This window comes from Streptomyces anatolicus (assembly GCF_019400875.1).
GTDB classification, from domain to species: domain Bacteria; phylum Actinomycetota; class Actinomycetes; order Streptomycetales; family Streptomycetaceae; genus Streptomyces; species Streptomyces anatolicus.
The window spans coordinates 1-21,136 of sequence record NZ_WMBF01000071.1 but is presented as its reverse complement, the minus strand read 5'-3'; the positions used below and the strand labels follow the sequence as shown (position 1 = coordinate 21,136).

At 73.2% G+C, this 21,136-nt stretch carries 16 protein-coding genes; 8 read left to right on the top strand and 8 right to left on the bottom strand.

From position 1 onward, the window contains the following. Positions 1-56: 56 nt before the first annotated feature. Positions 57-719, bottom strand: a complete 663-nt coding sequence (locus tag GKQ77_RS09970) for an endonuclease (RefSeq protein ID WP_219688355.1) — start codon at positions 717-719, stop codon at positions 57-59. 161 nt (positions 720-880) lie between these two features. Here GKQ77_RS09970 and GKQ77_RS09965 point away from each other — a divergent pair, with 161 nt between their 5' ends. The 4 genes from GKQ77_RS09965 to GKQ77_RS09950 all read left to right on the top strand — a co-directional run bounded on the left by GKQ77_RS09965 (position 881) and on the right by GKQ77_RS09950 (position 8,408). Next, a complete protein-coding gene (locus GKQ77_RS09965) occupies positions 881-2,194 on the top strand; it encodes an ATP-grasp domain-containing protein (protein WP_308117608.1) in 1,314 nt (437 codons plus the stop codon). A 73-nt stretch (positions 2,195-2,267) separates the two neighbouring features. Continuing rightward, on the top strand, positions 2,268-4,307 hold the full coding sequence (locus GKQ77_RS09960) for a CocE/NonD family hydrolase (RefSeq protein ID WP_219688353.1): 2,040 nt from the start codon (positions 2,268-2,270) through the stop codon (positions 4,305-4,307). A gap of 150 nt (positions 4,308-4,457) precedes the next feature. Next, positions 4,458-6,011 carry an FAD-dependent oxidoreductase gene (locus GKQ77_RS09955; RefSeq protein WP_219688352.1) on the top strand — a complete coding sequence of 518 codons (1,554 nt, stop codon included), beginning with the start codon at positions 4,458-4,460 and terminating at the stop codon, positions 6,009-6,011. Positions 6,012-6,188: 177 nt separating this feature from the next. Then, positions 6,189-8,408 carry a beta propeller repeat protein gene (locus tag GKQ77_RS09950; RefSeq protein ID WP_219688351.1) on the top strand — a complete coding sequence of 740 codons (2,220 nt, stop codon included), beginning with the start codon at positions 6,189-6,191 and terminating at the stop codon, positions 8,406-8,408. Here the strand turns inward: GKQ77_RS09950 and GKQ77_RS09945 are convergent. Genes GKQ77_RS09945 through GKQ77_RS09930 form a run of 4 tightly spaced genes read right to left on the bottom strand, consistent with a single transcriptional unit; the run spans position 8,387 to position 13,227 of the window. After that, the gene (locus GKQ77_RS09945) at positions 8,387-9,553 is read right to left on the bottom strand and encodes an XdhC family protein (protein ID WP_219688350.1); all 1,167 of its coding nucleotides are present in this window, start codon (positions 9,551-9,553) and stop codon (positions 8,387-8,389) included. The genes GKQ77_RS09950 and GKQ77_RS09945 overlap by 22 nt on opposite strands. After that, entirely contained in the window at positions 9,546-11,699 is a 2,154-nt protein-coding gene (locus GKQ77_RS09940; RefSeq protein WP_219688349.1) for a xanthine dehydrogenase family protein molybdopterin-binding subunit, read from the bottom strand. Before GKQ77_RS09940 ends, GKQ77_RS09945 begins: the two co-directional genes overlap by 8 nt. Next, a complete protein-coding gene (locus tag GKQ77_RS09935) occupies positions 11,696-12,688 on the bottom strand; it encodes an FAD binding domain-containing protein (RefSeq protein WP_219688348.1) in 993 nt (330 codons plus the stop codon). Before GKQ77_RS09935 ends, GKQ77_RS09940 begins: the two co-directional genes overlap by 4 nt. Next, positions 12,685-13,227 carry a (2Fe-2S)-binding protein gene (locus GKQ77_RS09930; RefSeq protein WP_125510911.1) on the bottom strand — a complete coding sequence of 181 codons (543 nt, stop codon included), beginning with the start codon at positions 13,225-13,227 and terminating at the stop codon, positions 12,685-12,687. The genes GKQ77_RS09935 and GKQ77_RS09930 overlap by 4 nt, the downstream gene beginning before the upstream one ends. A gap of 244 nt (positions 13,228-13,471) precedes the next feature. Between GKQ77_RS09930 and GKQ77_RS09925 the strand changes: the two genes are divergently transcribed. Further along, on the top strand, positions 13,472-14,050 hold the full coding sequence (locus tag GKQ77_RS09925; protein WP_219688347.1) for a TetR/AcrR family transcriptional regulator: 579 nt from the start codon (positions 13,472-13,474) through the stop codon (positions 14,048-14,050). Here GKQ77_RS09925 and GKQ77_RS09920 read toward each other — a convergent pair. Continuing rightward, the gene (locus GKQ77_RS09920) at positions 14,013-14,987 is read right to left on the bottom strand and encodes an NsdA family TPR-like regulatory protein (RefSeq protein WP_219688346.1); all 975 of its coding nucleotides are present in this window, start codon (positions 14,985-14,987) and stop codon (positions 14,013-14,015) included. The genes GKQ77_RS09925 and GKQ77_RS09920 overlap by 38 nt on opposite strands. A gap of 155 nt (positions 14,988-15,142) precedes the next feature. Between GKQ77_RS09920 and GKQ77_RS09915 the strand changes: the two genes are divergently transcribed. The 3 genes from GKQ77_RS09915 to GKQ77_RS09905 are packed head-to-tail and all read left to right on the top strand — an operon-like array spanning position 15,143 to position 17,850. Beyond that, positions 15,143-15,838 (top strand): type 1 glutamine amidotransferase domain-containing protein, encoded by a 696-nt coding sequence (locus GKQ77_RS09915; RefSeq protein WP_219688345.1) that lies wholly within the window; start codon positions 15,143-15,145, stop codon positions 15,836-15,838. A 3-nt stretch (positions 15,839-15,841) separates the two neighbouring features. Continuing rightward, entirely contained in the window at positions 15,842-16,474 is a 633-nt protein-coding gene (locus GKQ77_RS09910; protein ID WP_219688344.1) for a TetR/AcrR family transcriptional regulator, read from the top strand. Further along, on the top strand, positions 16,474-17,850 hold the full coding sequence (locus GKQ77_RS09905) for an aldehyde dehydrogenase family protein (RefSeq protein ID WP_219688343.1): 1,377 nt from the start codon (positions 16,474-16,476) through the stop codon (positions 17,848-17,850). Before GKQ77_RS09910 ends, GKQ77_RS09905 begins: the two co-directional genes overlap by 1 nt. 12 nt (positions 17,851-17,862) lie before the next feature. Here the strand turns inward: GKQ77_RS09905 and GKQ77_RS09900 are convergent, their stop codons facing one another. Together GKQ77_RS09900 and GKQ77_RS09895 are read right to left on the bottom strand one after the other, a co-directional pair. Then, positions 17,863-18,552 carry a M15 family metallopeptidase gene (locus GKQ77_RS09900; protein ID WP_219688342.1) on the bottom strand — a complete coding sequence of 230 codons (690 nt, stop codon included), beginning with the start codon at positions 18,550-18,552 and terminating at the stop codon, positions 17,863-17,865. Between the two features lie 294 nt (positions 18,553-18,846). Beyond that, positions 18,847-21,136 (bottom strand): ATP-binding protein (locus GKQ77_RS09895; protein ID WP_219688341.1); only part of this gene is annotated, 2,290 nt, incomplete at its 5' end.

The window sequence follows — 21,136 nt, the reverse complement described above, 5'->3', positions numbered from 1 at the left end:
GCCCCCGCCGCCAGCCAGGCCGTCAGCCCCGGTTAGGCCCGCCGCCGGCCAGCCCGTCAGCCCCGGTCAGACCCCGCCGCCAGCTCCTCGGCGATGGACTTGTCCAGGGCGGCGCGCACCAGCGCCGCCGACAGGGCCGCGGGGTCCGCGTCCCCGGCGAGGCGCAGCAGTTTCTCCTCGTCCTCGGGCAGACCGAGCCGGCCCGCGCCCTGCAGCGCCTTGCCGCCCAGGCGGGGCGCGAGCCGCGGCCACACCCGCTGCACCTCGCGCAGGAAGATGTCCGCGCCCGTCGGGCCGAGGCCGGGCACGGTCTGGAGCAGGCGGCGCAGCGCGGCGTCGGTGTCGGCGGCGTCCCGCAGCCGGCGCAGGTCGCCCCCGTACTCCCGCAGGACCAGCTCGGCGCCCTCGCCCAGCTGGGTGGAGGTGCTCTCGTCGTAGCGGCGGTATCCGCCCCGGCCCAGCGCGTCGACCCGCTGCTGCCATGACGCGTCCGCCATGCGCCGCGGGTCGCGCAGCCCGGCGGCGAACAGTTCCTGGGCGGCGCCGACGGCCGCGGCGGCGCGGATGCGGGCGCTCAGCAGTACGGACAGGACAAGCAGTTGGTACAGCGGCTGCGGGGTGTCCCGCAGCCGGATGCCCGCCTCCTCGGCGTAGGTGCTCCCGTGGGCGTCGAGCAGCGCCCGCACGACGGCCCGGTCGCGGTCACTTCGATCGGCCATGGTCCTCCTCGCGGTCGGGTGGGACGGGTTCTCCTGCGGTCGGATCCTCTCCCCCGTCCATCATGGCCGACGTGTGCGTGTCCGGCCTGCGGGTACACAGCCGCTCTGACGTCGCAAAAGAGACCCGGACCAGAGACTCCGGGCAAGGAGAGGAAGCATCTGTGACCGCACACCAGAAGAACGTATTCGTGATCGGCCTGGACGAGGCCAATCTGCCCACACTGCGCGCCATCCCGCACGCGCGGGACTACCGGTTCCATCCGCTGCTCACGGTCGACGAGCTCCAGGGCGGCGAGGTCTCCGTGCCTGATCTGCTCGCGAAGGCGCGGAATGTCCTCGACGGGTTCGACGGCGACATCGACGCGATCGTGAGCTATTGGGACTTTCCGGGCAGCACGCTCGTGGCGATGCTCGGCGACCAGTACGGCACCCGCAGCACCAGCCTCGAGTCGGTCGTCAAGTGCGAGCACAAGTACTGGAGCCGCCTGGAGCAGCAGAAGGTGATCGACGAGCACCCCCGCTTCGGCCGGGTCGACCTGGAGGCCGAGTCCCCTGAGCCGCCCGAGGGCGTGCGCTTCCCGATGTGGCTCAAGCCCGCGCTGTCGTACTCCTCGAAGCTGGCGTACAGCGTGAAGGACCAGGAGGAGTTCGACGAGGCGGTGGCGAGGATCAAGGAGGGGATCGGCACGGTCGGCCGCCCCTTCGAGTACATCCTCGACCAGATAGAACTGCCCAAGGAGATGGCGGGGATCGGCGCCCAGGTCTGTCTCGCCGAGGAGGCGCTGTCGGGCATCCAGGTCGCGGTCGAGGGATACGTCCACCGGGGCGAGGTCACCGTCTACGGCGTCCTCGACTCCATCAACTACCCCGACTCCTCGTGCTTCCTGCGCCACCAGTACCCCTCGACCCTGCCGGAGCCGGTGACGCGGCGGCTGCACGACGTCTCCGTGCGGGTGATGCGGCAGATCGGCATGGACGACGCGACCTTCAGCATCGAGTACTTCTACGACCCCGGCACCGACGAGCTGAACCTGCTGGAGATCAACCCCCGGCACTCGCAGTCGCACGCGGAGCTGTTCGAGTACGTCGACGGCGTGCCGAACCACCACTGCATGGTCAGCCTCGCCTTCGACGAGGACCCGGCGATCCCCCACCGCGAGGGCCCCTGCTCGACCTCCGCCAAGTGGTACTACCGGTGGTTCGCCGACGGCGTCGTGCACAACGTGCCCACGCGCGAGGACATCGACCGCATCGAGCGGGAGATCGGCAACGTGCGGATCGAGGTCAACGTGGCGGAGGGGCAGCGGCTCTCCGACTCCGGCCACCAGGACAGCTACAGCTTCGAGCTGGCCCACATCTACACCGGGGGCGACAGCGAGGAGGAGCTGCGGCGCAAGTACGACCGGTGTGTGGCCGCGCTCGGGCTCACCTTCGACGACACGGAGCCCGGCGGCCGCGACCAGACCAACGACTAGCACGACCAGGCAGAACCCCCCAGGACTCCGCCTGCCCCGGCGGAGGAAGCAACCGAGAGGATGGCACGGCCCCATGCGTTACGTGGGCAATCTCCCGTACGCGACCAAAGAGGAAGAACACGTCGTCGTCCCGATGTCCGACGGCACCCGCCTTTCGGCGCGGATCTGGCGCCCGACGTCCTCGGACGACACGCCGGTACCGGCCGTCCTGGAGTACATCCCGTACCGCAAGCGCGATCTGAGTTCCGTGCGCGACTCGATCCACCACCCCTACATCGCGGGCCACGGCTACGCGTGCGTACGCGTGGATGTGCGCGGCACGGGCGAGTCCGAGGGCGTCCTGCGGGACGAGTACCTGGAAGTGGAGCAGACCGACGCCGAGGAAGTGCTCGCCTGGCTGGCCGAGCAGCCCTGGTGCGACGGGTCGACCGGCATGATGGGCATCTCCTGGGGCGCGTTCGCCGCTCTCCAGGTCGCCGCGCGCCGGCCGCCGAGCCTGAAGGCCATCGTCATCTCGTCGTTCACCGACGACCGGTACGCCGACGACATGCACTACATGGGCGGCGCGATGCTGTCCGACAACCTCGCCGAGGCGGGCACCATGTTCGCCTACGCCACCTGCCCGCCCGACCCGGCCGTGGTCGGCGACCGCTGGCGCGAGATGTGGCACGAGCGCATGGACCAGGCACGCCCCTGGGTCCTGGAGTGGCTGCGCCACCAGCGCCGCGACGACTACTGGAAGCACGCCTCGGTCTGCGAGAACTACCAGGACGTACGCTGCCCCGTCCTCGCCTCCAGCGGGTGGGCGGACGGCTACTCCAACGCCGTGACGCGGCTGCTCGGCAATCTGGACGTGCCGCGCAAGGGGTTGATCGGCCCCTGGTCGCACAAGTATCCGCATCTGGGTGAGCCGGGCCCCGCCATCGGCTATCTCCAGGAAGTGGTGCGCTGGTGGGACCACTGGCTCAAGGGCGAGGAGAACGGCGTCATGGAGGGCCCGATGCTGCGGGCCTGGATGCAGGAGAGCGTGCCGCCCTCGACCTCCTACGAGGAGCGTCCGGGCCGCTGGGTCGGCGAGCCCGAGTGGCCCTCGCCGCACATCCAGGAGGTCGCGCACCCCCTGCTGCGGCACCGCATCGCCTGGCAGGGCGAGCCGGTGGCGGAGCAGGAGGCCGCCGGTGAGGCCATGACCGTGCAGTCCCCGCTGTCGGTCGGCCAGTTCGCCGGGAAGTGGGCCTCCTACAACGCCCCGCCCGACCTGCCCTACGACCAGCGCGAGGAGGACGGCGGCTCGCTGGTCTTCGACTCCCCCGAGCTGACCGAGCCGGTGGAGATCCTGGGCTCGCCCCGCGTCGAGCTGGACCTTTCGGTCAGCGAACCGGTCGCCACGGTCGCCGCCCGCATCTCGGACGTCGCCCCCGACGGGCGGGCCACCCGGGTGACGTACGGCGTGCTCAACCTGACCCACAGGGACGGCACGGGCGAGCCGGAGCCGCTGGAGCCGGGCCGCCGCTATCGGGCGACCATCCAGCTCAACGGCGTGGCCCAGTCCTTCCCGCCCGGACACCGCATCCGGCTCTCGCTGTCCACGTCGTACTGGCCGCTGGCCTGGCCCCCGCCCCGGCCCGTCCTGCTCAGCGTGTACGAGGGCTCCAGCGCGCTGCGGCTTCCGGTGCGGCCGGTCGCCGAGCCGGACAACGCGCCGCAGCGCCCCTTCGAGGAGCCCGAGGGCACGGAGCCGCTGGCGACCACCCGGCTCTCGCCGCCGGACCAGCGCTGGGAGGTCAGGCGTGACCTGGTCGGCTACAACTCCGCGCTGGAGATCGTCAAGGACCGCGGCACCGTCCGGTACGAGGAGATCGGGCTCGACGCCGCCTGTCGCGCCTTCGAGCGGTACACGTCCACCGGTGACGACTTCACGTCGGTGGCCGGTGAGTCGGCGTGGACGATGCGGTTCGCACGGGACGACTGGGACGTGAGCGTGCGGACCCGCACGGTGCTGCGGTGCGACGAGGACAGCTTCTTCGTCGACGCGACCCTCGACGGCTACGAGGGTGAGCGCCGCGTCTTCTCCCGTACGTGGAACGAGACGCTGCCCCGCGACTCGCTCTGACCGGACCGGGAGCCCCCCTGCCCCAGAAGCGCGCAATGCCCCTTTTGCGTAGCCTGTGGGCAAGATCCCCCGCCGGGTTAGCCCGGCGGGGGCGGGGGAACCCGCACTCCCCACGAGCGCCCAGAGAGAATCCCGAGACCAGGAGCCCCCATGGCCGTCGCACCCCGCACCGGACCGCTGCCGGGCCGGCCCGAGTCCTACTGGATGGACAGCACCGGACCCACGTCCTACCCACCGGCCGCCGAGGACTTCGAGGTGGACGTCGTCGTGGTCGGCGGCGGTATCGCGGGGCTCGCCACCGCGTGGGAGGTGGCCCGCGACGGGCGTACGGTCGCCGTCCTCGAAGCGGACCGCATCGCCGCCGGGGTCACCGGCTACACCACCGCCAAGCTGACCTCGCTGCACACCCTCGTCTACGAGGAGCTGCGCCGTACCAGGGGGCCCGAGGCCGCCCATCTGTACGCCAGGTCCCAGCAGGAGGCGGTGGAGCACGTGGCCGCGGTCAGCGCGGAGCTGGGCATCGACTGCCAGCTGGAGCGCGCGCCTGCCTACACCTACACCGTCCGGCCCGAGGACACCGACAAACTGCGGGCCGAGGCGGAGGCGGCCCGCGAGGCCGGTCTGCCCGCCCAGTACACCGAGATCACCGGCCTGCCCTTCGATGTGGCGGGCGCGGTGCGCGTCGACGACCAGGCGCAGTTCCACCCCCGCGCCTACCTGCTGGCGCTCGCCGAGGACCTGTGCGCGCGCGGGGGCGTCATCCACGAGCGCACCCGGGTGACCGGTCTGCGCGAGGGCTCCCCGTGCAAGGTGACCACCGAGTCCGGGCACACGGTCACCGCGAAGTCGGTCGTCGTCGCCACCCATTACCCCGTCTTCGACCGGGCCCTGCTGTTCGCCCGGCTCTCGGCCCAGCGCGAACTCGTCGTCGCCGCGCCGCTCGCCCCCGGCCAGGACCCCGGCGGCATGTACATCACGCAGGACGAGGGCAAGCGGTCGGTGCGCACCGCGCCGTACGGCGACGACGGCGGGCGGCTCCTCATCGTCACGGGTGAGGGCTTCACGCCGGGCACGGGTGACGCCGCCGCCGGGTTCCGGGCACTGGACACCTGGATGCGGGAGCGCTTCGATGTCGCCGAGACGGCCTACCGGTGGGCGGCGCAGGACAACTCCGTGACCGACGGCGTGCCCATGGTCGGCCCCTTCCACCCCGGCGCCCGCAACACCTATGTGGCCACGGGGTTCGGCGGCTGGGGCATGAGCGGCGGCATCATGGCGGGCCGGCTGCTCGCCCGGCTGATCGACGGGGAGAAATCTCCCTGGGCCGACCTGTACGACCCGCGCCGGCTGCTCAGCACCATGCGCGAGGCGCCCGCGCTGCTGAGCCAGCAGGCCGAGGTCGCCAAGCACTTCGTCGGGGACCGGCTGCGGACCTCGCACGTCGACTCGGTGGACGAGATCCCGGCCGGCTCGGGCGCGGTGGTGCGGGTCGAGGGGCGCCGCTGCGCGGTCCACCGCGACGAGAGCGGCGCGCTGCACGCCGTGTCCGCCCGCTGTACGCATCTGGGGTGCCTGGTCGCCTTCAACGAGGCGGAGACCACGTGGGAGTGCCCGTGCCACGGCTCCCGCTTCGGCACCGACGGTGAGGTCCTCCAGGGGCCGGCCACCCGTCCGCTGGAGCCCCGGGAGCTGCCCGGCTCCTGAACGGGCCGGGGCCCTCCCCCGGCGAAGTGGCGCCGCGACCCTCCGGGGTCGCGGCGCCACTTTTCTCGTGCCACGCCACGTTCGGCCACAACGGCCAACTTCCGCCCTTCTGCTCCCGCGCCCCCTCTCGTAACGTCAGCACGGCTTGTTATGGCCATGGCGAAGAAGAGGGTGCCCATGCGCAGACGCCTGCTTCATCTGGTCCTCGCCCCGCTCGCGGGCGTCGTCCTCCTGGCAACCGCACCGGCGAGCGCGGCGCCGCCGGGGCCCGGCGATGTGTACCGCCCCGTCCGCGGCCCCGCCGCACCGGCCGAGTACCGCTATCTGCAGAAGACCGTGCCGGGTGAGCCGATCCCCCGGCACGCCCACGAGAACGCCGCCGCGCAGGCACGCGGGCTGCCCACCACCGGCGGCCGGTGGAAGGCGCTCGGCCCCACCAACATCGGTGGCCGGATCGTGTCGCTCGCCCTCGACCCGAGGCGCGCCGACACCCTCTACGCGGCGGCGGCCAGTGGCGGGATCTGGCGCAGCACGGACGCGGGGCAGACGTTCAAGTCCGCCTGGCCGGACGGCTGGACGCAGGCCATGGGCGCGGTCGCCACCGGGCCCGACGGCGCCCTTTACGCGGGCACCGGCGAGCCCAACCCCGGTGGCGGCAGCATCACGTACGAAGGGACCGGCCTCTACCGCAGCGCCGACGGCGGGCGGCACTGGCGGCGGATCGGCCTGCGGGACTCCGGTGCCATCAGCGCGATCACGGTGGACCCCCGCAATCCGCGCCGCATCTACGTGGCCGCCGCGGGCTCGCTCTACAACGGCGGCGGCGACCGTGGCGTCTACCGCTCGGAGAACGGCGGCAAGACGTGGCGGCGGATCCTTTCCGGCGCCAACGAGTTCACCGGAGCCACCGAGATCATCGTCCGGGGCAAGCGGCTCTACGCCGTGCTCTGGGACCACCGCCGCACCCCCGAACTGCGCACCTACGGAGGCGTGGGCTCCGGGATCTTCCGCAGTGACGACGACGGCAGGTCCTGGCGGCGGCTCGGCGGCGGGCTGCCCGAGCGGGGCCCGGACGTGGGGAGGATCGGTCTCGCGGTCGCGGGCGAGAAGGCGTACGCGATCGTCAACAAGACCGGCGGGCCCTTCGAGGGCTTCTACGCGTCCGCCGACGGCGGCGACAGTTGGCGGCGCACGCCTGCCGACCAGAAGCTGACCGAGTCGCAGTCGACGTTCGGCTGGTGGTTCGGCAAGGTGTGGACCGACCCGAAGGACGCCGACCATGTGCAGGTCGCGGGCGTGCCGCTGATGACGACGAAGGACGGCGGCGCCACCTGGAGCGCCGACGACACCAGCATCCACGTCGACCAGCACGCGATGGTCTGGGACCCGCGCAGGCCGGGCCGCGTCTATCTGGGCAACGACGGCGGTGTCTACCGCTCCGACGCGAACGGCGACGGCGGCTGGGTCAAGGCACGGCACGAGCCGTATACCCAGCTCTACAGCGCGGCCATCAGCCCGCAGGACACCGGCCGGATATCCGGCGGCTCCCAGGACAACGGCTCGCTGCGCTCCTGGGGCGGGGACCGCTTCAACGAATACCTCGGCGGGGACGGCGAGGAGAACCTGATCAACCCCACCGACGTGAACAACGTCTTCGCCTGCTACCAGTACGGCAACTGCTTCCGCTCCACCGACGGCGGCGACACCCTGACGTACTTCGCGGACAGGACCACGTACAAGCGGCGCAACTGGTTCACGCCCGTCGTCTTCGACCCCAGGAACCCGAAGATCCTCTACTACGGCTCCGAGGTCCTCAACCGCTCCACGGACGGCGGCGCGACCTGGCAGCCCATCAGCCCCGATCTGTCCGGCGGCCCCGGCCCCGACCCGAACTACGCCAACTACGGCACGATCACCTCGATCGCGCCCGCGGGCGACGGCCGCACGGTCTACGCGGGCACCGACGACGGCCGGGTCTGGGTGACCAGGGATCTGGGCGCGTACTGGACGAAGCTGGCCGAGGGTCGCTCCTGGGTGACCCGCGTGGTGGTCGACCCGCGCGACCCCGACCGTGTCTACACCACCCACTCCGCCTACCGCTCCGGGTCCAACAAGGCGCACGTCTACGGCAGTTCGGACGGCGGCAGGCACTGGAAGGACCTGTCGGGCAATCTGCCGGACGCGCCCGTGAACGACCTCGTCCTCGGGCACGGCGGGCGGCTGCACATCGGCACCGACCAGGGCGTGTTCACGTCCCGGTCCGGCAAGCCGGTGTGGTCGCGGCTCGGGCGGGGCATGCCCGCGGTCCCGGTCGACGACATCGAGTACGACGCGGGACACCACCGCCTGGTGGCGGCCACGTTCGGCAGGGGCTTCTACGAACTGGCCACCCGCTGAAGGGGGCTCCCGGACCGCGGACGGCTCCCGGACGCCTCATGGTGGATCGGCGTCCGTGAGCCGGTGAGCGGCAGACCCGTGCCGCCCTGTCCGGTCGCGACGATCTCCGCCGCGATGGACAGGGCGGTCTCCTCCGGCGTACGGGCGCCGAGGTCGAGGCCGATCGGCGAGTGCAGCCGGGCCAGTTCGTCCTCGGTGACGCCGACCTCGCGAAGCCTGCGGTCGCGGTCCTCGTGGGTGCGGCGCGAACCCATGGCGCCGACGAACGCCACGGGCAGCCGCAGCGCCGCCGCGAGCAGCGGCACGTCGAACTTGGCGTCGTGGGTGAGCACGCACAACGCCGTACGCTCGTCCGTCGCGGTGCGCTCCAGATAGCGGTGGGGCCACTCGACCACGATGTCGTCCGCCTCGGGGAAGCGGACCGGGGTGGCGAAGACGGGGCGGGCGTCGCAGACGGTGACGTGGTAGCCAAGGAACTTGCCGACGCGGACCAGGGCCGCCGCGAAGTCGATCGCCCCGAACACGATCATGCGGGGCGGCGGCACGCTCGACTCGACGAGGAACGTCAGCGCGCTCCCGCAGCGGGAGCCGTTCTCCGAGACGACGAACTCGCCGGTGCGCCCGGCCGCGAGCAGGGCCCGGCTCTCCCCCGCCGCCGTGCGGTCCAGCTCCGGGTGCCCGCCGAGACTCCCCTCGCGGGTGCCGTCGGCGCGCACCACGATCGCCCTGCCGAGCAGGTCGGCGGGGCCCGCGGTGATCCGGGCAAGGGCGGCCGCCTCGCCGCGGGCGGCGGCCGAAAGGGCGGCGGCGAACAGCGCCCTGTCCGGTGCGCCCGCGGCCACCGGGGTGACCAGCACCTCGATGACACCGCCGCAGGTCAGACCGACGGCGAAGGCGTCCTCGTCGCTGTAACCGAACCGCTCGACCGCGACCTTGCCCTCCTGGAGGGCCTGGACGCACAGGTCGTACACCGCCCCTTCCACGCAGCCGCCGGAGACCGAGCCGATGGCCGTGCCCTCGCTGTCGACGGCGAGGGCCGCGCCGGGACCGCGCGGTGCGCTGCCGCCGACGTGCACGACGGTGGCGACCGCGAAGTCCCGGCCCTCCTGGACCCATCGGTTCAGGTCATCGGCGATGTCAAGCACCGCTGCCGCCCGCCTCGGCCGCCTGGTCCTCGAGCACGCGGTCCTCGATCACGCGGTCGGGGCGGATCGGCAGGTTCCGGTGGCGGACGCCCGTCGCGTGCCAGACCGCGTTGGCGATCGCCGCGGCGGCGCCCACGATGCCGATCTCGCCGATGCCCTTGATCCCGACCGGGTCGTCGGGGTCGGGGTCGTCGACCCAGTCCGCCTCGATGTGCGGCACGTCGGCGTGCGCGGCGACGTGGTAGCCCGCGAGGTCGGGGCCGACCGGCGCGCCCGTGGCCTGGTCCCTGACCGCCTCTTCGTGCAGCGCCATGGAGAGGCCCCAGATCATGCCGCCGGTCAGCTGGCTGCGCGCGGTCAGCGGGTTGATGATCCGGCCCGCGGCGAAGATGCCGAGCATGCGGCGTACGCGCACCTCGCCGGAGGCGACATCGACGGCGACCTCGGCGAACTGCGCGCCGTAGGAGTGACGTTCCTTCTGCGCGAGTGTGCCGAGCAGGGCGCCGGTGTCGGCCTTCGCGGTGATGCCCTCGGCGGGGATGTCGACGCCGGGGACGAGCTTGTCCCGCAGTTCGCGCGCGGCGGCCGTGACCGCCCAGCCCCAGGACCGGGTGCCCATCGAACCGCCCGCGATCATCGCGAAGCCGAAGTCGCTGTCGGCGACGCGGACCCGGATCCGCTCGGGCGCCACCTCCAGGGCGTCGGCGGCGATCAGTGTGAGCGCGGTTCGCGCGCCGGTGCCGACGTCCGCGGCGGCGATGCGGACGGTGAACGTCCCGTCCGCCTCGGCCGTCACGCCCGCCGTGGCCGGGCCGACGAGTACCGGGAAGGTCGCGGCGGCCATGCCGGTGCCGATCAGCCAGCGTCCTTCTCGGCGCACGCGGGGGCGCGGGTCGCGCTCCGCCCAGCCGAACCTGCGGGCGCCCTCCTCGAAGCAGCCCGAGAGGTTGCGGCTGCTGAACGGCAGCCCGGAGACGGGCCCGACCTCCGGTTCGTTGCGCAGGCGCAGCGCTATGGGGTCCACGCCGCACTTCTCGGCCAGTTCGTCGAGCGCGCACTCCAGGGCGAAGGAGCCGGGGGCCTCGCCGGGGGCCCGCATCCACGTCGGCGTCGGCACGTCGAGGCGTACGACGCGGGTGTGGGTGTGGTGCGCGTCGGCGTCGTACATCGGACGCCCGAACCCGGCGCTCGGCTCGATGAACTCATGGATGGTCGAGCTGAGGCTCAGCCCTTGGTGGTCGAGGGCGCGCAGCCGCCCGTCGGGCTCCGCGCCGAGCCGGACGCGCTGCGTGGTGGGGCTGCGGTAGCCGACGAGGGAGAACATCTGGCGGCGGGTCAGCACGACCCGCACGGGGCGGTCGAGCACGGTCGCGGCCATCGCGGCGAGGACCTGGTGGACCCGCAGGCCCTTGGAGCCGAAGGCCCCGCCGACGTGCTCGGAGCGGACCCGCACCGAGCCGGGGTCGAGGGAGAAGATCTTCGACAGCTCGTCCGCGACCCAGCTGCTGCCCTGGTTGGAGTCGACGACGTCGAGCCGGCCGCCGTCCCAGCGCGCGGTCGCCGCGTGCGGCTCCATCGGGCTGTGGTGCTCCTCGGGCGTGGTGTACTGCGCGTCCACGACATGGGTGCTGGCGGCGAGCTGGGCCGCCAGGTCGCCCTTCTCCGTGCGCATGCCGTCGGCCTCGGGGGTGTAGCTGCCGGGGTGTGCGGCGGAGAACGCTATGTCGTGCGGCTCCTGGTCGTAGTGGACCACCAGGGACTCGGCGGCCTCCCTGGCCTGCTCGGACGTCTCGGCGACGACGAGCGCCACGGGCCAGCCCGCGAACGGCACCCGGTCGTGCTGGAAGACCCCGACGACCGGGTCGGGGGAGCCAAGGAGCCCCTGGTAGTCGACGTCGACGCGGGGCGCGTTCCCGTGGTGCAGGACGGTCAGGACGCCGGGCATCGCGAGGACCGCTTCGGCCTCTACGGAGGTGACGCGGCCGCGGGCGATGGTGGAGGTCACCAGCCAGCCGTGGGCGAGGTCGGCGAAGGGGATCTCGCCCGCGTAGCGCGCGGTGCCGGTGACCTTGGCGCGGCCGTCGACGCGGGTGTGCGCGGCGCCGACGGCGCCCGTCACCTTGGTGGGTCCGGTCGTCGTGGTCATCGGGCGGCCTCCTCGGTGAGTTCGGTCAGCAGGGCCACGACGAGGTTGCGCGTGAGCGTCACCTTGTACGCGTTGTCGGCCAGCGGCTCGGCCGCTGCCAGTTCGGCGTCCGCGGCGGCGGCGAACGCCTCGGCGGTCGCCGGGCCGCCGGTCAGCACCCGCTCGGCCTCGCGCGCCCGCCACGGCCGGGACGCGACCGCCCCGAGGGCGATGCGCACTTCGCGTACGACACCGTCCCGGACGTCGAGCGCGCCGGCGATGGAGCCGATGGCGAACGCGTACGAGGCGCGCTCGCGCACCTTGCGGTAGCGGGAGCGGGCGGCCACCGGGGCGGGCGGCAGCGTGACGCCGGTGATGAGCGCGCCGGGCGGCAGCGCGGTCTCCAGGTGCGGGGTCTCCCCCACCGGCAGATAGAACTCGGCGAGCGGCAACCGGCCCGGACCGTCGACTGTTTCGTACGTGACGACGGCGTCGAAGGCGGCGAGCGCCACGCCCATGTCGGAGGGGTGGATGGCCACGCAGTGCGCGCTGGCGCCGAGGATCGCGTGGTTGTGGTGCTCGCCCGTCACGGCGGAGCAACCGCTGCCGGGGGTGCGCTTGTTGCAGGGCTTGCTCAGGTCGGTGAAGTAGCCGCAGCGGGTGCGCTGGAGCAGATTTCCGCCGACGGTCGCCATGTTGCGCAGCTGGCCGGAGGCGCCCGCGAGGACGGCCTCGGCAAGGGCGGGGTAGCGGCGCCGCACTTCGGGGTGGGCGGCGAGGTCGCTGTTGGTGACGGTCGCCCCGATGCGCAGCCCGCCGTCGTCGGTGGACTCGATGCCGTCCAGGGGCAGTTCGCGTACGTCGACGAGGAGGGCGGGACGCTCCACGCCGGTCTTCATCAGGTCGACGAGGTTGGTGCCGCCGCCGAGGTAGCGGGCGTCGGGGTCGGCGCCGAGCAGGGCGACCGCCCCGGGCACGTCGTGCGCCCGCTGGTATCCGAAGTCCCTCATGCGCTCTCCTCCTCGGCGCGGGCCGCCTCCGCGACGGCCTGCACGATCGATACGTACGCGCCGCAGCGGCACAGGTTGCCGCTCATCCGCTCGCGGATCTCCTCGGCGGTGAGTTCGGGGACGCCCGCTTCGGGCCGCACGTCGGTGGTGGCGGCGCTCGGCCAGCCCGCCGCGTGCTCCTGGATCACGCCGAGGGCCGAACAGATCTGGCCGGGGGTGCAGTAGCCGCACTGGAGGCCGTCGAGGTCGAGGAAGGCCTGCTGCACGGGGTGCAGCCGGTCGCCGTCGGCGACGCCCTCGATGGTGGTGATCTCGCGCCCCTCGGCGGCGACCGCGAGCTGCAGGCAGGAGACGGCGCGGCGGCCGTCCATCAGTACCGTGCAGGCGCCGCACTGGCCCTGGTCGCACCCCTTCTTGGTGCCGGTGAGGTCGAGCCGCTCGCGCAGCGCGTCGAGCAGGGTGGTGCGGTGGTCGACGGTCAGTGTGTGCTTCTCGCCGTTGATGTTCAGGGTGAGGGCACTGGACGTCGATGGGGCCATGAGCAGCCTTCTTTCGCAAAATCGCGTCGAACGAGGCGGTCCCGCCAAGAGATTCGGGAGAGGTTGCGCTGTACAGAGAAGCCGGAGAGGGAGGAGGGCGCCCGGGGCGGGCGGAGTGCCCGCGTGGCCGTGTCCGGCGCTATGGTGGCCCTAAGTGGACAGTTGTCCATGAGCCTTCGAACTTAGCGGACACCTGTCCGCTTAGCAAGGGCGAATCGGGCCGTGAGGCGCGGGAGGAGAGCGAGTGGGGCAGCACAAGGACGCACCCTTGCGCTCGGACGCGCAGCGCAACCGCGAGCGCATCCTGGAAGTGGCCCTGGTGGAGCTGACGCGGGCGAGCGACGTGCCGCTGAGCGTGATCGCGCGGAAGGCGGGGGTCGGCCAGGGCACGTTCTACCGCAACTTCCCCAACCGCGAGGCGCTCGTCCTTGAGGTCTACCGCTACGAGGTGCAGCAAGTCTCCGACGCCGCCTGCCAGTTGCTCCACACCCGCCCGCCCGACCAGGCCCTGCGGGAGTGGATGGACCGCCTCGTCCAGTACGCGATGGCCAAGGCGGGCCTGGCCGACGCCATCCGCCGGGCGACCAGCGCGCTCGGCAGCCTCGCCGGGGTGGGGCGCGGCCCCTTGACCCACGCCGTGGCGGCCCTCCTGGAGGCGAACGAGAAGGCGGGCACCATCCGGCCCGGCGTGAGCCCCGACGACTTCCTGCTCGCCATCGCGGGGCTGTGGCAGATCGACCCGCACGGCGAGTGGGAGGCGCGCGCGGGGCGCCTCATGGACCTCGTCATGGACGGGCTGAAGGCCGGGGCTCCGGGGCGCTGAGCGTGTCCAGGAGGTACACCGCGCCCTCTCGCAGCGAGGCGGTGGCTTCGCCACTCGCGCGCAGCCGGAGTGCCGTGGCGGCGAGCGCTCGCGCGGTGCGGGCGGACCGGACGCGTGCGGCGCGGGGCGCGAGGTCGGCGAGGACGTCCTCGGCCTCCCGCCAGGCCCCGGCCCCCGCGAGCGCCGCCAGCAGCTGCGCGCCGAACAGCTCGCGGTAGGCGGGACCACCGGGGGCCGTCGCCGCCCGGTGCAGCAGCGGGATCGCCCGGTCCCAGCGGTGCAGGCGGGCGAGGACCCAGCCCTGGTGGCCGAGGAGTTCGGTGTCGTCGATCCACCAGGCCCAGGGCGGGTCGTGGCGGCAGACGCCGTCAAGGAAGCGGCTCCGGGCCCGGGCGAGCAGCGCCTCGGGCGCGCGGTGGCCGGCGCCGAGCAGGGCGAGGGCGTGGGCCCGGCGGATCAGGACGAGCGTCTCGACCCTGGGCGGGAGAGCGCGGGCGCCGTACACCCGGCAAGCGGTCTCCAGGGCGGCGCGGGGCCTGCCGGTGTGGGCCTGGAGCATGCTGTGGTTCAGGAGCACGAGGCGCGCCGTCCAGCGGTCGCCGCACAGCTCCGCGAGGGCGAGGGCGCGCGCGTTCGCCCGGTGGGCGTGGCGGTGGAATCCGGCGTCGAAGAGGATCCAGCCGACGACCTCGCACAACTCGGCGAGCGCCGCGAGGAGTTCACCGTCCAGGCCGCGCAGGCTCTCCGGCTCGGCGGACAGCTCGGGCACGCGCCGCACGGCCTCGCGCAGCGCGGGCACTGCCGCGCGGGCGCCCCGCGTGGCGTCCAGGTCGAGGAGGTGGCGGAGGGTGCGTGTGACTCCGGGGACCGATGAGAGGGGCCGCTCCCCGTCCCGCCCCGGCGCCTCTTGCGCTTGGGCCATCTTCTCTTGGGCCATTCCGGAACGTTATTCCGAGAACCCCCATCGGTTTTCCGATAGCTCGTATTTATTTCCGCATTGGATACTTATGTCCGTTGGGTCTACGGTCGAGATATCGCCGCACTGACGCTCTGAGCACAGAACGTCAGACCCACACCCCCGGAGACCCCACCATGTCGAAGATCCTTTTCGTTGTCACCGGCGCCGACCAGTGGACGCTGGCGGACGGCAGCAAGCACCCCACCGGCTTCTGGGCCGAGGAGGTCGTCGCCCCCTACGAGGCGTTCAAGGCCGCGGGCCACGAGATCGTCGTCGCCACGCCGGGCGGCGTGGTCCCCACCGTCGACCGCGGCTCCCTCGCCCCCGAGGCCAACGGCGGCCAGGAAGGCGCGGACAAGGTCGCCGCCTCGCTCGCCGCGTTCACCGAGCTGCAGGGCCCGGTCAAGCTGGCGGACGTGGACCTCGCCGACTACGCCGCCGTCTTCTACCCCGGCGGCCACGGCCCCATGGAGGACCTCGCGGTCGACGCCGACTCCGGCAGGCTCCTCACCCTTGCCCTGGAGATCGGCATGCCGCTGGGTGTGGTCTGCCACGCCCCGGCCGCCCTGCTCGCCGCCACGAAGGACGACGGTTCGAACGCCTTCGCCGGGTACCGCCTGACCGGCTTCACCAACGCCGAGGAGACCCAGGCCGGTCTGGCCGAGCGGGCCAAGTGGCTGCTCCAGGACCGCCTCGTCGAGGCGGGCGTCGACTTCCAGGAGGGCGAGCCGTGGGCCCCGAAGGTCGTCGTCGACCGCAATCTCGTCACGGGCCAGAACCCCGCGTCCTCCGCGCCGCTCGCCGCCGAGCTGCTGAAGAAGCTGGCCTGAGCCATGGCCGCCGACCGGCTCGACGAGGTCCTCGACGCCGCCTATGACTGCCTCACGCGGTACGGCGCGCGGCGCACCACGATGGACGACATCGCCTCCGCCATGGGTGTGTCCCGGTCAGCGGTCTACCAGTACGTGCGCAACAAGGACGACGCCTTCCGCCGGCTCGCCGGACGCCTCCACGAACAGGCGCTCCGGCGGGCCCGGGAAGCGGCCGAGGCGGACGCCCCCTACGAGGAGCGGCTGCGCGGCGTCCTGGCCGCCAAGCTCGACCTCGTGCTCCAACTCGCCGGGGACTCCCCGCACGCCACGGAGCTTCTCGACGGGAAGACCCGGCTGTTCGGCGAGATCTGCACGACGTTCACCACGGACCTGCGGGATCTGCTGACCGACCTGTTCACCGAGGCGGGCACGGCAAAGGGCGTCACGCCGTCCGAGGCCGCCGACATCTGCGTCGCGCTGGTCGTCGGCCTCGAAGCGATGCCGGGCGCCCGCGACCTGCTGGCCCCGGCCACCTCCGCACTCGCGACCGGCCTGCTCGGCGCGGCCCCCACTTCCCGCGGCCCCGGCGAGGCCCACGCCCCCCACGGCCGCGGCACCGACTCCGTACCCAGTACCACCCGAGGAACATCCTGATGACCACGACCACTGAGCCCACTGAGACCGCTGAGCCCAGCGAGACCACCGACATATCCCTCATGGACGACACCGCGGCGCTCGTGGCCCGGCTGCGCGCCACCTTCGCCACCGGCCGCACCCGCCCCCTCGCCTGGCGCGAGGAGCAGCTGCGGCGGCTGCGCGCCCTGTTCACCGAGAACCGCGAGGCGATCGCCGACGCGCTCCACAGCGATCTGCGCAAGCCTCGCCCCGAGGCGTACGCCGCCGAGGTCGACCTCCCCGTACACGAGATCGACCACACGCTGGCCCATCTGGCCCAGTGGCTCACCCCGACCGCGCTCGACCAGGCAGCCCTCGCCGGGCTGCCGCGGGGTTCCACCGCCGGTACGCAGTACGAACCGCTGGGCACCGTGCTGGTCATCGCGCCCTGGAACTACCCCGTCCAGCTCTCGCTCGTGCCGGTCGCGGGCGCTCTCGCCGCGGGCAACGCCGTTCTCCTCAAGCCGAGCGAGCTGGCCCCCGCGACCTCGGAGCTGATGGCCCGCCTCGTGCCCCAGTACCTGGACCCGGAGGCGGTCGCCGTCGTCGAGGGCGGCATCCCGGAGACCACGGCGCTGCTCGCCCAGCGCTTCGACCACATCTTCTACACCGGCAACGGCACGGTCGGCCGCGTCGTGATGCGCGCCGCCGCCGAGCACCTGACCCCCGTCACGCTCGAACTGGGCGGCAAGTCACCGGCCTTCGTCGACCGGGACACCGACGTCTCCGTGGTGGCCGCGCGCCTGGCGGACGCCAAGTTCCGCAACGCGGGCCAGACGTGTGTGGCGCCCGACTATGTCCTGACCGACCCGGCCACCGCACGCGCCCTCGAAGTCGCCCTCGCCGACGCCGTGGAGGGCCTGTTCGGTGCTGACCCGCAGTCCTCCGAGGCGTACGGGCGCATGGTGAACCAGCGGCACTTCGACCGGGTGTCCGCGCTGCTCGACTCCGGGACGAGGGTGTTCGGCGGGCGCACCGACCGCGACGACCTCTACATCGCGCCGACCGTCCTGGCCGGGGTGACGGGGGACGACCCCGTTATGCGGGAGGAGATCTTCGGTCCTGTCCTGCCCCTCGTCGAGGTCGCGGACCTGGACGAGGCCATCGCCTTCATCAACGACCGCGACAAGCCGCTCGCGCTCTACGGCTTCACGGAGAACGAGACCACCCGGCGGCGCCTCGCCGCGGAGACCTCGTCGGGCGGGCTCGGCTTCGGGCTTCCGATGGCCCATCTGCGCGTCTCCGAGCTGCCTTTCGGCGGGGTCGGCGAGAGCGGTATGGGCAGCTACCACGGCCCGCACTCCCTCGCGGCGTTCAGCCACCTCCGCGCACGCCTCGACGTGCCCCTCGGCTGAGCCAACTGCTGGCTAGGGCTGGGGTGTCACGCCCTGCGGCCCGGTGCGGGCGACGAAGTTCACCGGGCCGTAGTGGGCGGTGGGCGCGCTGATCGTATGGGCCCAGTAGCGGTCGCCGTAGGACCAGTGCCACCACTCCGTGGGGTAGTTGACCAGGCCCGCCGTGGCCAGCGCCGCGCCGAGGGTGCGGCGGTTGCGGTGGGCCGCGGCGGAGATGCGGTCGGTTTCCGTGTAGCAGGCGCCGTCGCTCTCCTCGGGGCTGGCGTTCACCGGTGTGCCGAGGTCGAGTTCGGTCCCCGCCGTGGTGCACAGCGTCACGTCGACGGCGGCGCCCGCGACGTGCGGGCCGACCTCCGGCGGTGACAGGGAGCGGCTCGTCTGCCGGTGGAGGTGGTCGGCCGACCAGTCGGGGTGGGCGCGTCTGAGTTCGGCCGCGTACTCCTCGAAGTACTTGATCTGGAGGTCGAGCGGGCGGTAGCCCTCGGTGACCAGCAGCCGCAGCCCCTCGGGGAGCAGCCGGGCGGCGCGGGCCAGCCGCCAGGCGACGCCCTCGCGCAGCTGGGCGTAGGCCCCCGCCGGGTCCGCGAGCCGTTCGTCGACGTCGACGAACGGCAGATGACGCAGGTCGACGAGGGCCTCGCCGCATTCGTGGACCGGGATGTCGACCACGCGGGGATCGCTCATGAGGATGATCGGCGGCATGCTCGGCCCCTTCGTATCAGGAGTGGCGGGCACAGCTCCGGGGGCGGGCCTGAGCCCGCCCCCGGAGTCCCCCATCTTGTGGTGGCCCCACGCGAAGGACGGCCCATACGGCCGACTGTCGCGGTCGTATGGGCCGTGCGAGGCAACAGTGGCCTTTCCCCCGTTAGATCCCCCGTTGCCGCCGGCCCCTTGGTGCCGCCGACATGTAGAGCATCGCGCGGACCGCTGCAAGTTCTCTGCAAATCCACGGCAAGCGCCCCGGTGCCGGTTCGGTGCGGCCCGCGGCGAGGACGGTCAGACCCCCGGCTCATCCAGCTCCCGCGCCTCGTAGGCGGCGAAGACTTCCCGTGCCTCGGCGCGCAACGCGCGCGCCCGCGCATGGTCGCCCGCGGCCTCACGTGCCGACGCCAGGTCCCGCAGGGTACGGGCGCGCGGCAGCGGCAGCTCCAGGGCGGCCCAGTGGGCGGCGGCCGCCGTCAGGTGCTTCTCGGCGGCGTCGGGGCGGCCCGCGGCGAGTTCGCATTCGCCGAGCGTGCGCAGGGCGAGCGCTTCGCCGAAGCGGTCGTGGTGGTCGCGGCAGGTCTCCAGGACGCCCCGCAGGTCGGCGGCGGCCTCGTCGCAGTGGCCAAGGCGGAAGCGGCACTTGGCCCTCGCCTGTACCGCGTACGCCGACATCAGCGGGTCCCCGATGAGGCGCAGCAGCTCCACCGCCGCGTCCGCCAGTTCCAGCGCCTTCTCGTACGCGCCGAGCGCGCGGTGCACGAGGCTGAGCGAGCGCAGCGTCAGCGCCTCGCCGCGGCGGCTGCCGAGCCTGCGGTAGGCCCGCAGGGATTCGTCGAGCAGGACGAACGCCTTCTCGTGCTCGCCCAGTTCGAGGTGGACCGTGCCGGCGAACCGGCAGGAGAGCCCGAGTCCCGGGTCGTCGTGGAGCCCGCGGAAGCCCTCGACGGCCTGGGACAGCACGTCGAGGGCGGCGCGCAGCCGGCCCGCCTCGCGCAGGGCGCTGCCGAGTCCGGCGAGGGCGGCGGCCCGGCCGCGCGCGTCGCCGAGTTCCGCGCAGAGCCCGGCCGCCTGGCGGAAGTAGTCCTGCGACTCGGCGAACCGGTCCTGTTCGTAGCGGAGTTGACCGAGGCCGATGAGGAGCAGGGCCTCTCCGGAGTGGTCCTCGGCGCGGCGGGCGGCGGCGAGGGCCGCGTCGTGGCTGCGCCACCAGGCCTCGAAGCGGTTGCCGACGGCGTACGCGGACGAGCACAGGGCGGCGGCCGCCTCGCAGGCCAGGGTGTGCAGGTCGTAGGCGGCGGCGCGCTCGACGGCGGCGGCGAACGCGTCGGCCTCGGCCTCGAACCAGGCGGCCGGGTCGGCGAGCGCCCGCCGGGTGGCCTCGGGCCCGACGGGCCGTACGAGGTGGCGCATGGCGTCGGACGCGGCACCGACCGGGCCGCCCGAGTCCAGGAAGCCGCGGTGCAGTTCGACCGCGCCGGACGGGGTGGCGGAGGCGACGCGGCCGGTGAGCCAGAGCCCGGCGCCGAGCGCCCTGCCGACGGCGGCGGAGCGTTCGGCGGGGCTGTCCTCGGCCTCGGCGCGCTCGGCGGCGTAGACCCGTACGAGGTCGTGCGGCCGGTAGCGGGGCTGTCCGGCGCGGTCGACGACGGTGCAGTGCAGCAGCTGGGCGTCGATCAGCTGCTCCACGACGCGGTCGGCGTCGGCCTCGGCCACGTCGAGCAGGGCCGCGACCACCCAGGAGGCGATGTCGGGCGCGGCGAGCAGGCCGATGCGGCGCAGGGCGGTGCGGGCGGGGGCGTCGAGGGCCCGGTAGCTCAGGCCGAGTCCGGCGCGGACCTCCAGGTCGCCGACGGAGAGTTCGTCCAGGCGGTGGTGTTCGTCGGCGAGCCTTTCGGCGAGCGTGCGGGCCGTCCAGTGTCTGCGGGTGGCGAGGCGGGCCCCGGCGATGCGCAGGGCCAGCGGGAGGCCGCCGCACAGCTCGACGATGCGGCGGACGGCGTCGGGCTCGTCGCGGACGCGTTCCGCGCCGGCGACGCGGGCGAGCAGGTCGGCGCCGGGGCGTGTGTCGAGCACGTCGAGGTCGGTGCGGTGGGTGCACGGCAGGGCGCCGAGCCGGGCGCGCGCGGTGATCAGTACGCCGCAGGTGGCGCTGCCCGGGAGCAGTGGGCGCACCTGGGACTCGCTGCCCGCGTCGTCGAGTACGAGCAGGACGCGCCGCCCCGCCACCAGGCTGCGGAAGAGGTCCCTGCGTTCGGCGTCGCCCTCGGGCGGGTTGGCGCCGAGGGCGCGCAGCAGGCGGCCTAGGACCTCGCCGGGGGCCACGGGGTCGGTGGCGCCGCGCAGTTCGGCGTAGAGCTGGCCGTCGGGATAAGCGTGGGCGACCCGGTGCGCGGCGGTGACGCCGAGGACGGACTTGCCGACGCCGCCGGGTCCGGTGACGGCGACGACGGGCATGGTCTCGCGCGGTTCCGGCGCCGTCAGCGCGTCCCGCACCTCGCGCAACTGCGCCTCGCGTCCGGTGAAGTCGCCGATGGCGGGCGGCAGCAGGGCCGGGGCGGGTACGGGGCTCTCGTCGCGGGGG

Excerpts from the sequence above, each read along its gene's own strand:
- GKQ77_RS09970 (WP_219688355.1), bottom strand. The coding sequence starts at position 719 with ATGGCCGATCGAAGTGACCGCGACCGGGCCGTCGTGCGGGCGCTGCTC.
- GKQ77_RS09960 (WP_219688353.1), top strand. The coding sequence starts at position 2,268 with ATGCGTTACGTGGGCAATCTCCCGTACGCGACCAAAGAGGAAGAACAC.
- GKQ77_RS09955 (WP_219688352.1), top strand. The coding sequence starts at position 4,458 with ATGGCCGTCGCACCCCGCACCGGACCGCTGCCGGGCCGGCCCGAGTCC.
- GKQ77_RS09950 (WP_219688351.1), top strand. The coding sequence starts at position 6,189 with ATGCGCAGACGCCTGCTTCATCTGGTCCTCGCCCCGCTCGCGGGCGTC.
- GKQ77_RS09940 (WP_219688349.1), bottom strand. The coding sequence starts at position 11,699 with ATGACCACGACGACCGGACCCACCAAGGTGACGGGCGCCGTCGGCGCC.
- GKQ77_RS09935 (WP_219688348.1), bottom strand. The coding sequence starts at position 12,688 with ATGAGGGACTTCGGATACCAGCGGGCGCACGACGTGCCCGGGGCGGTC.
- GKQ77_RS09930 (WP_125510911.1), bottom strand. The coding sequence starts at position 13,227 with ATGGCCCCATCGACGTCCAGTGCCCTCACCCTGAACATCAACGGCGAG.
- GKQ77_RS09920 (WP_219688346.1), bottom strand. The coding sequence starts at position 14,987 with ATGGCCCAAGAGAAGATGGCCCAAGCGCAAGAGGCGCCGGGGCGGGAC.
- GKQ77_RS09915 (WP_219688345.1), top strand. The coding sequence starts at position 15,143 with ATGTCGAAGATCCTTTTCGTTGTCACCGGCGCCGACCAGTGGACGCTG.
- GKQ77_RS09910 (WP_219688344.1), top strand. The coding sequence starts at position 15,842 with ATGGCCGCCGACCGGCTCGACGAGGTCCTCGACGCCGCCTATGACTGC.
- GKQ77_RS09905 (WP_219688343.1), top strand. The coding sequence starts at position 16,474 with ATGACCACGACCACTGAGCCCACTGAGACCGCTGAGCCCAGCGAGACC.
- GKQ77_RS09900 (WP_219688342.1), bottom strand. The coding sequence starts at position 18,552 with ATGCCGCCGATCATCCTCATGAGCGATCCCCGCGTGGTCGACATCCCG.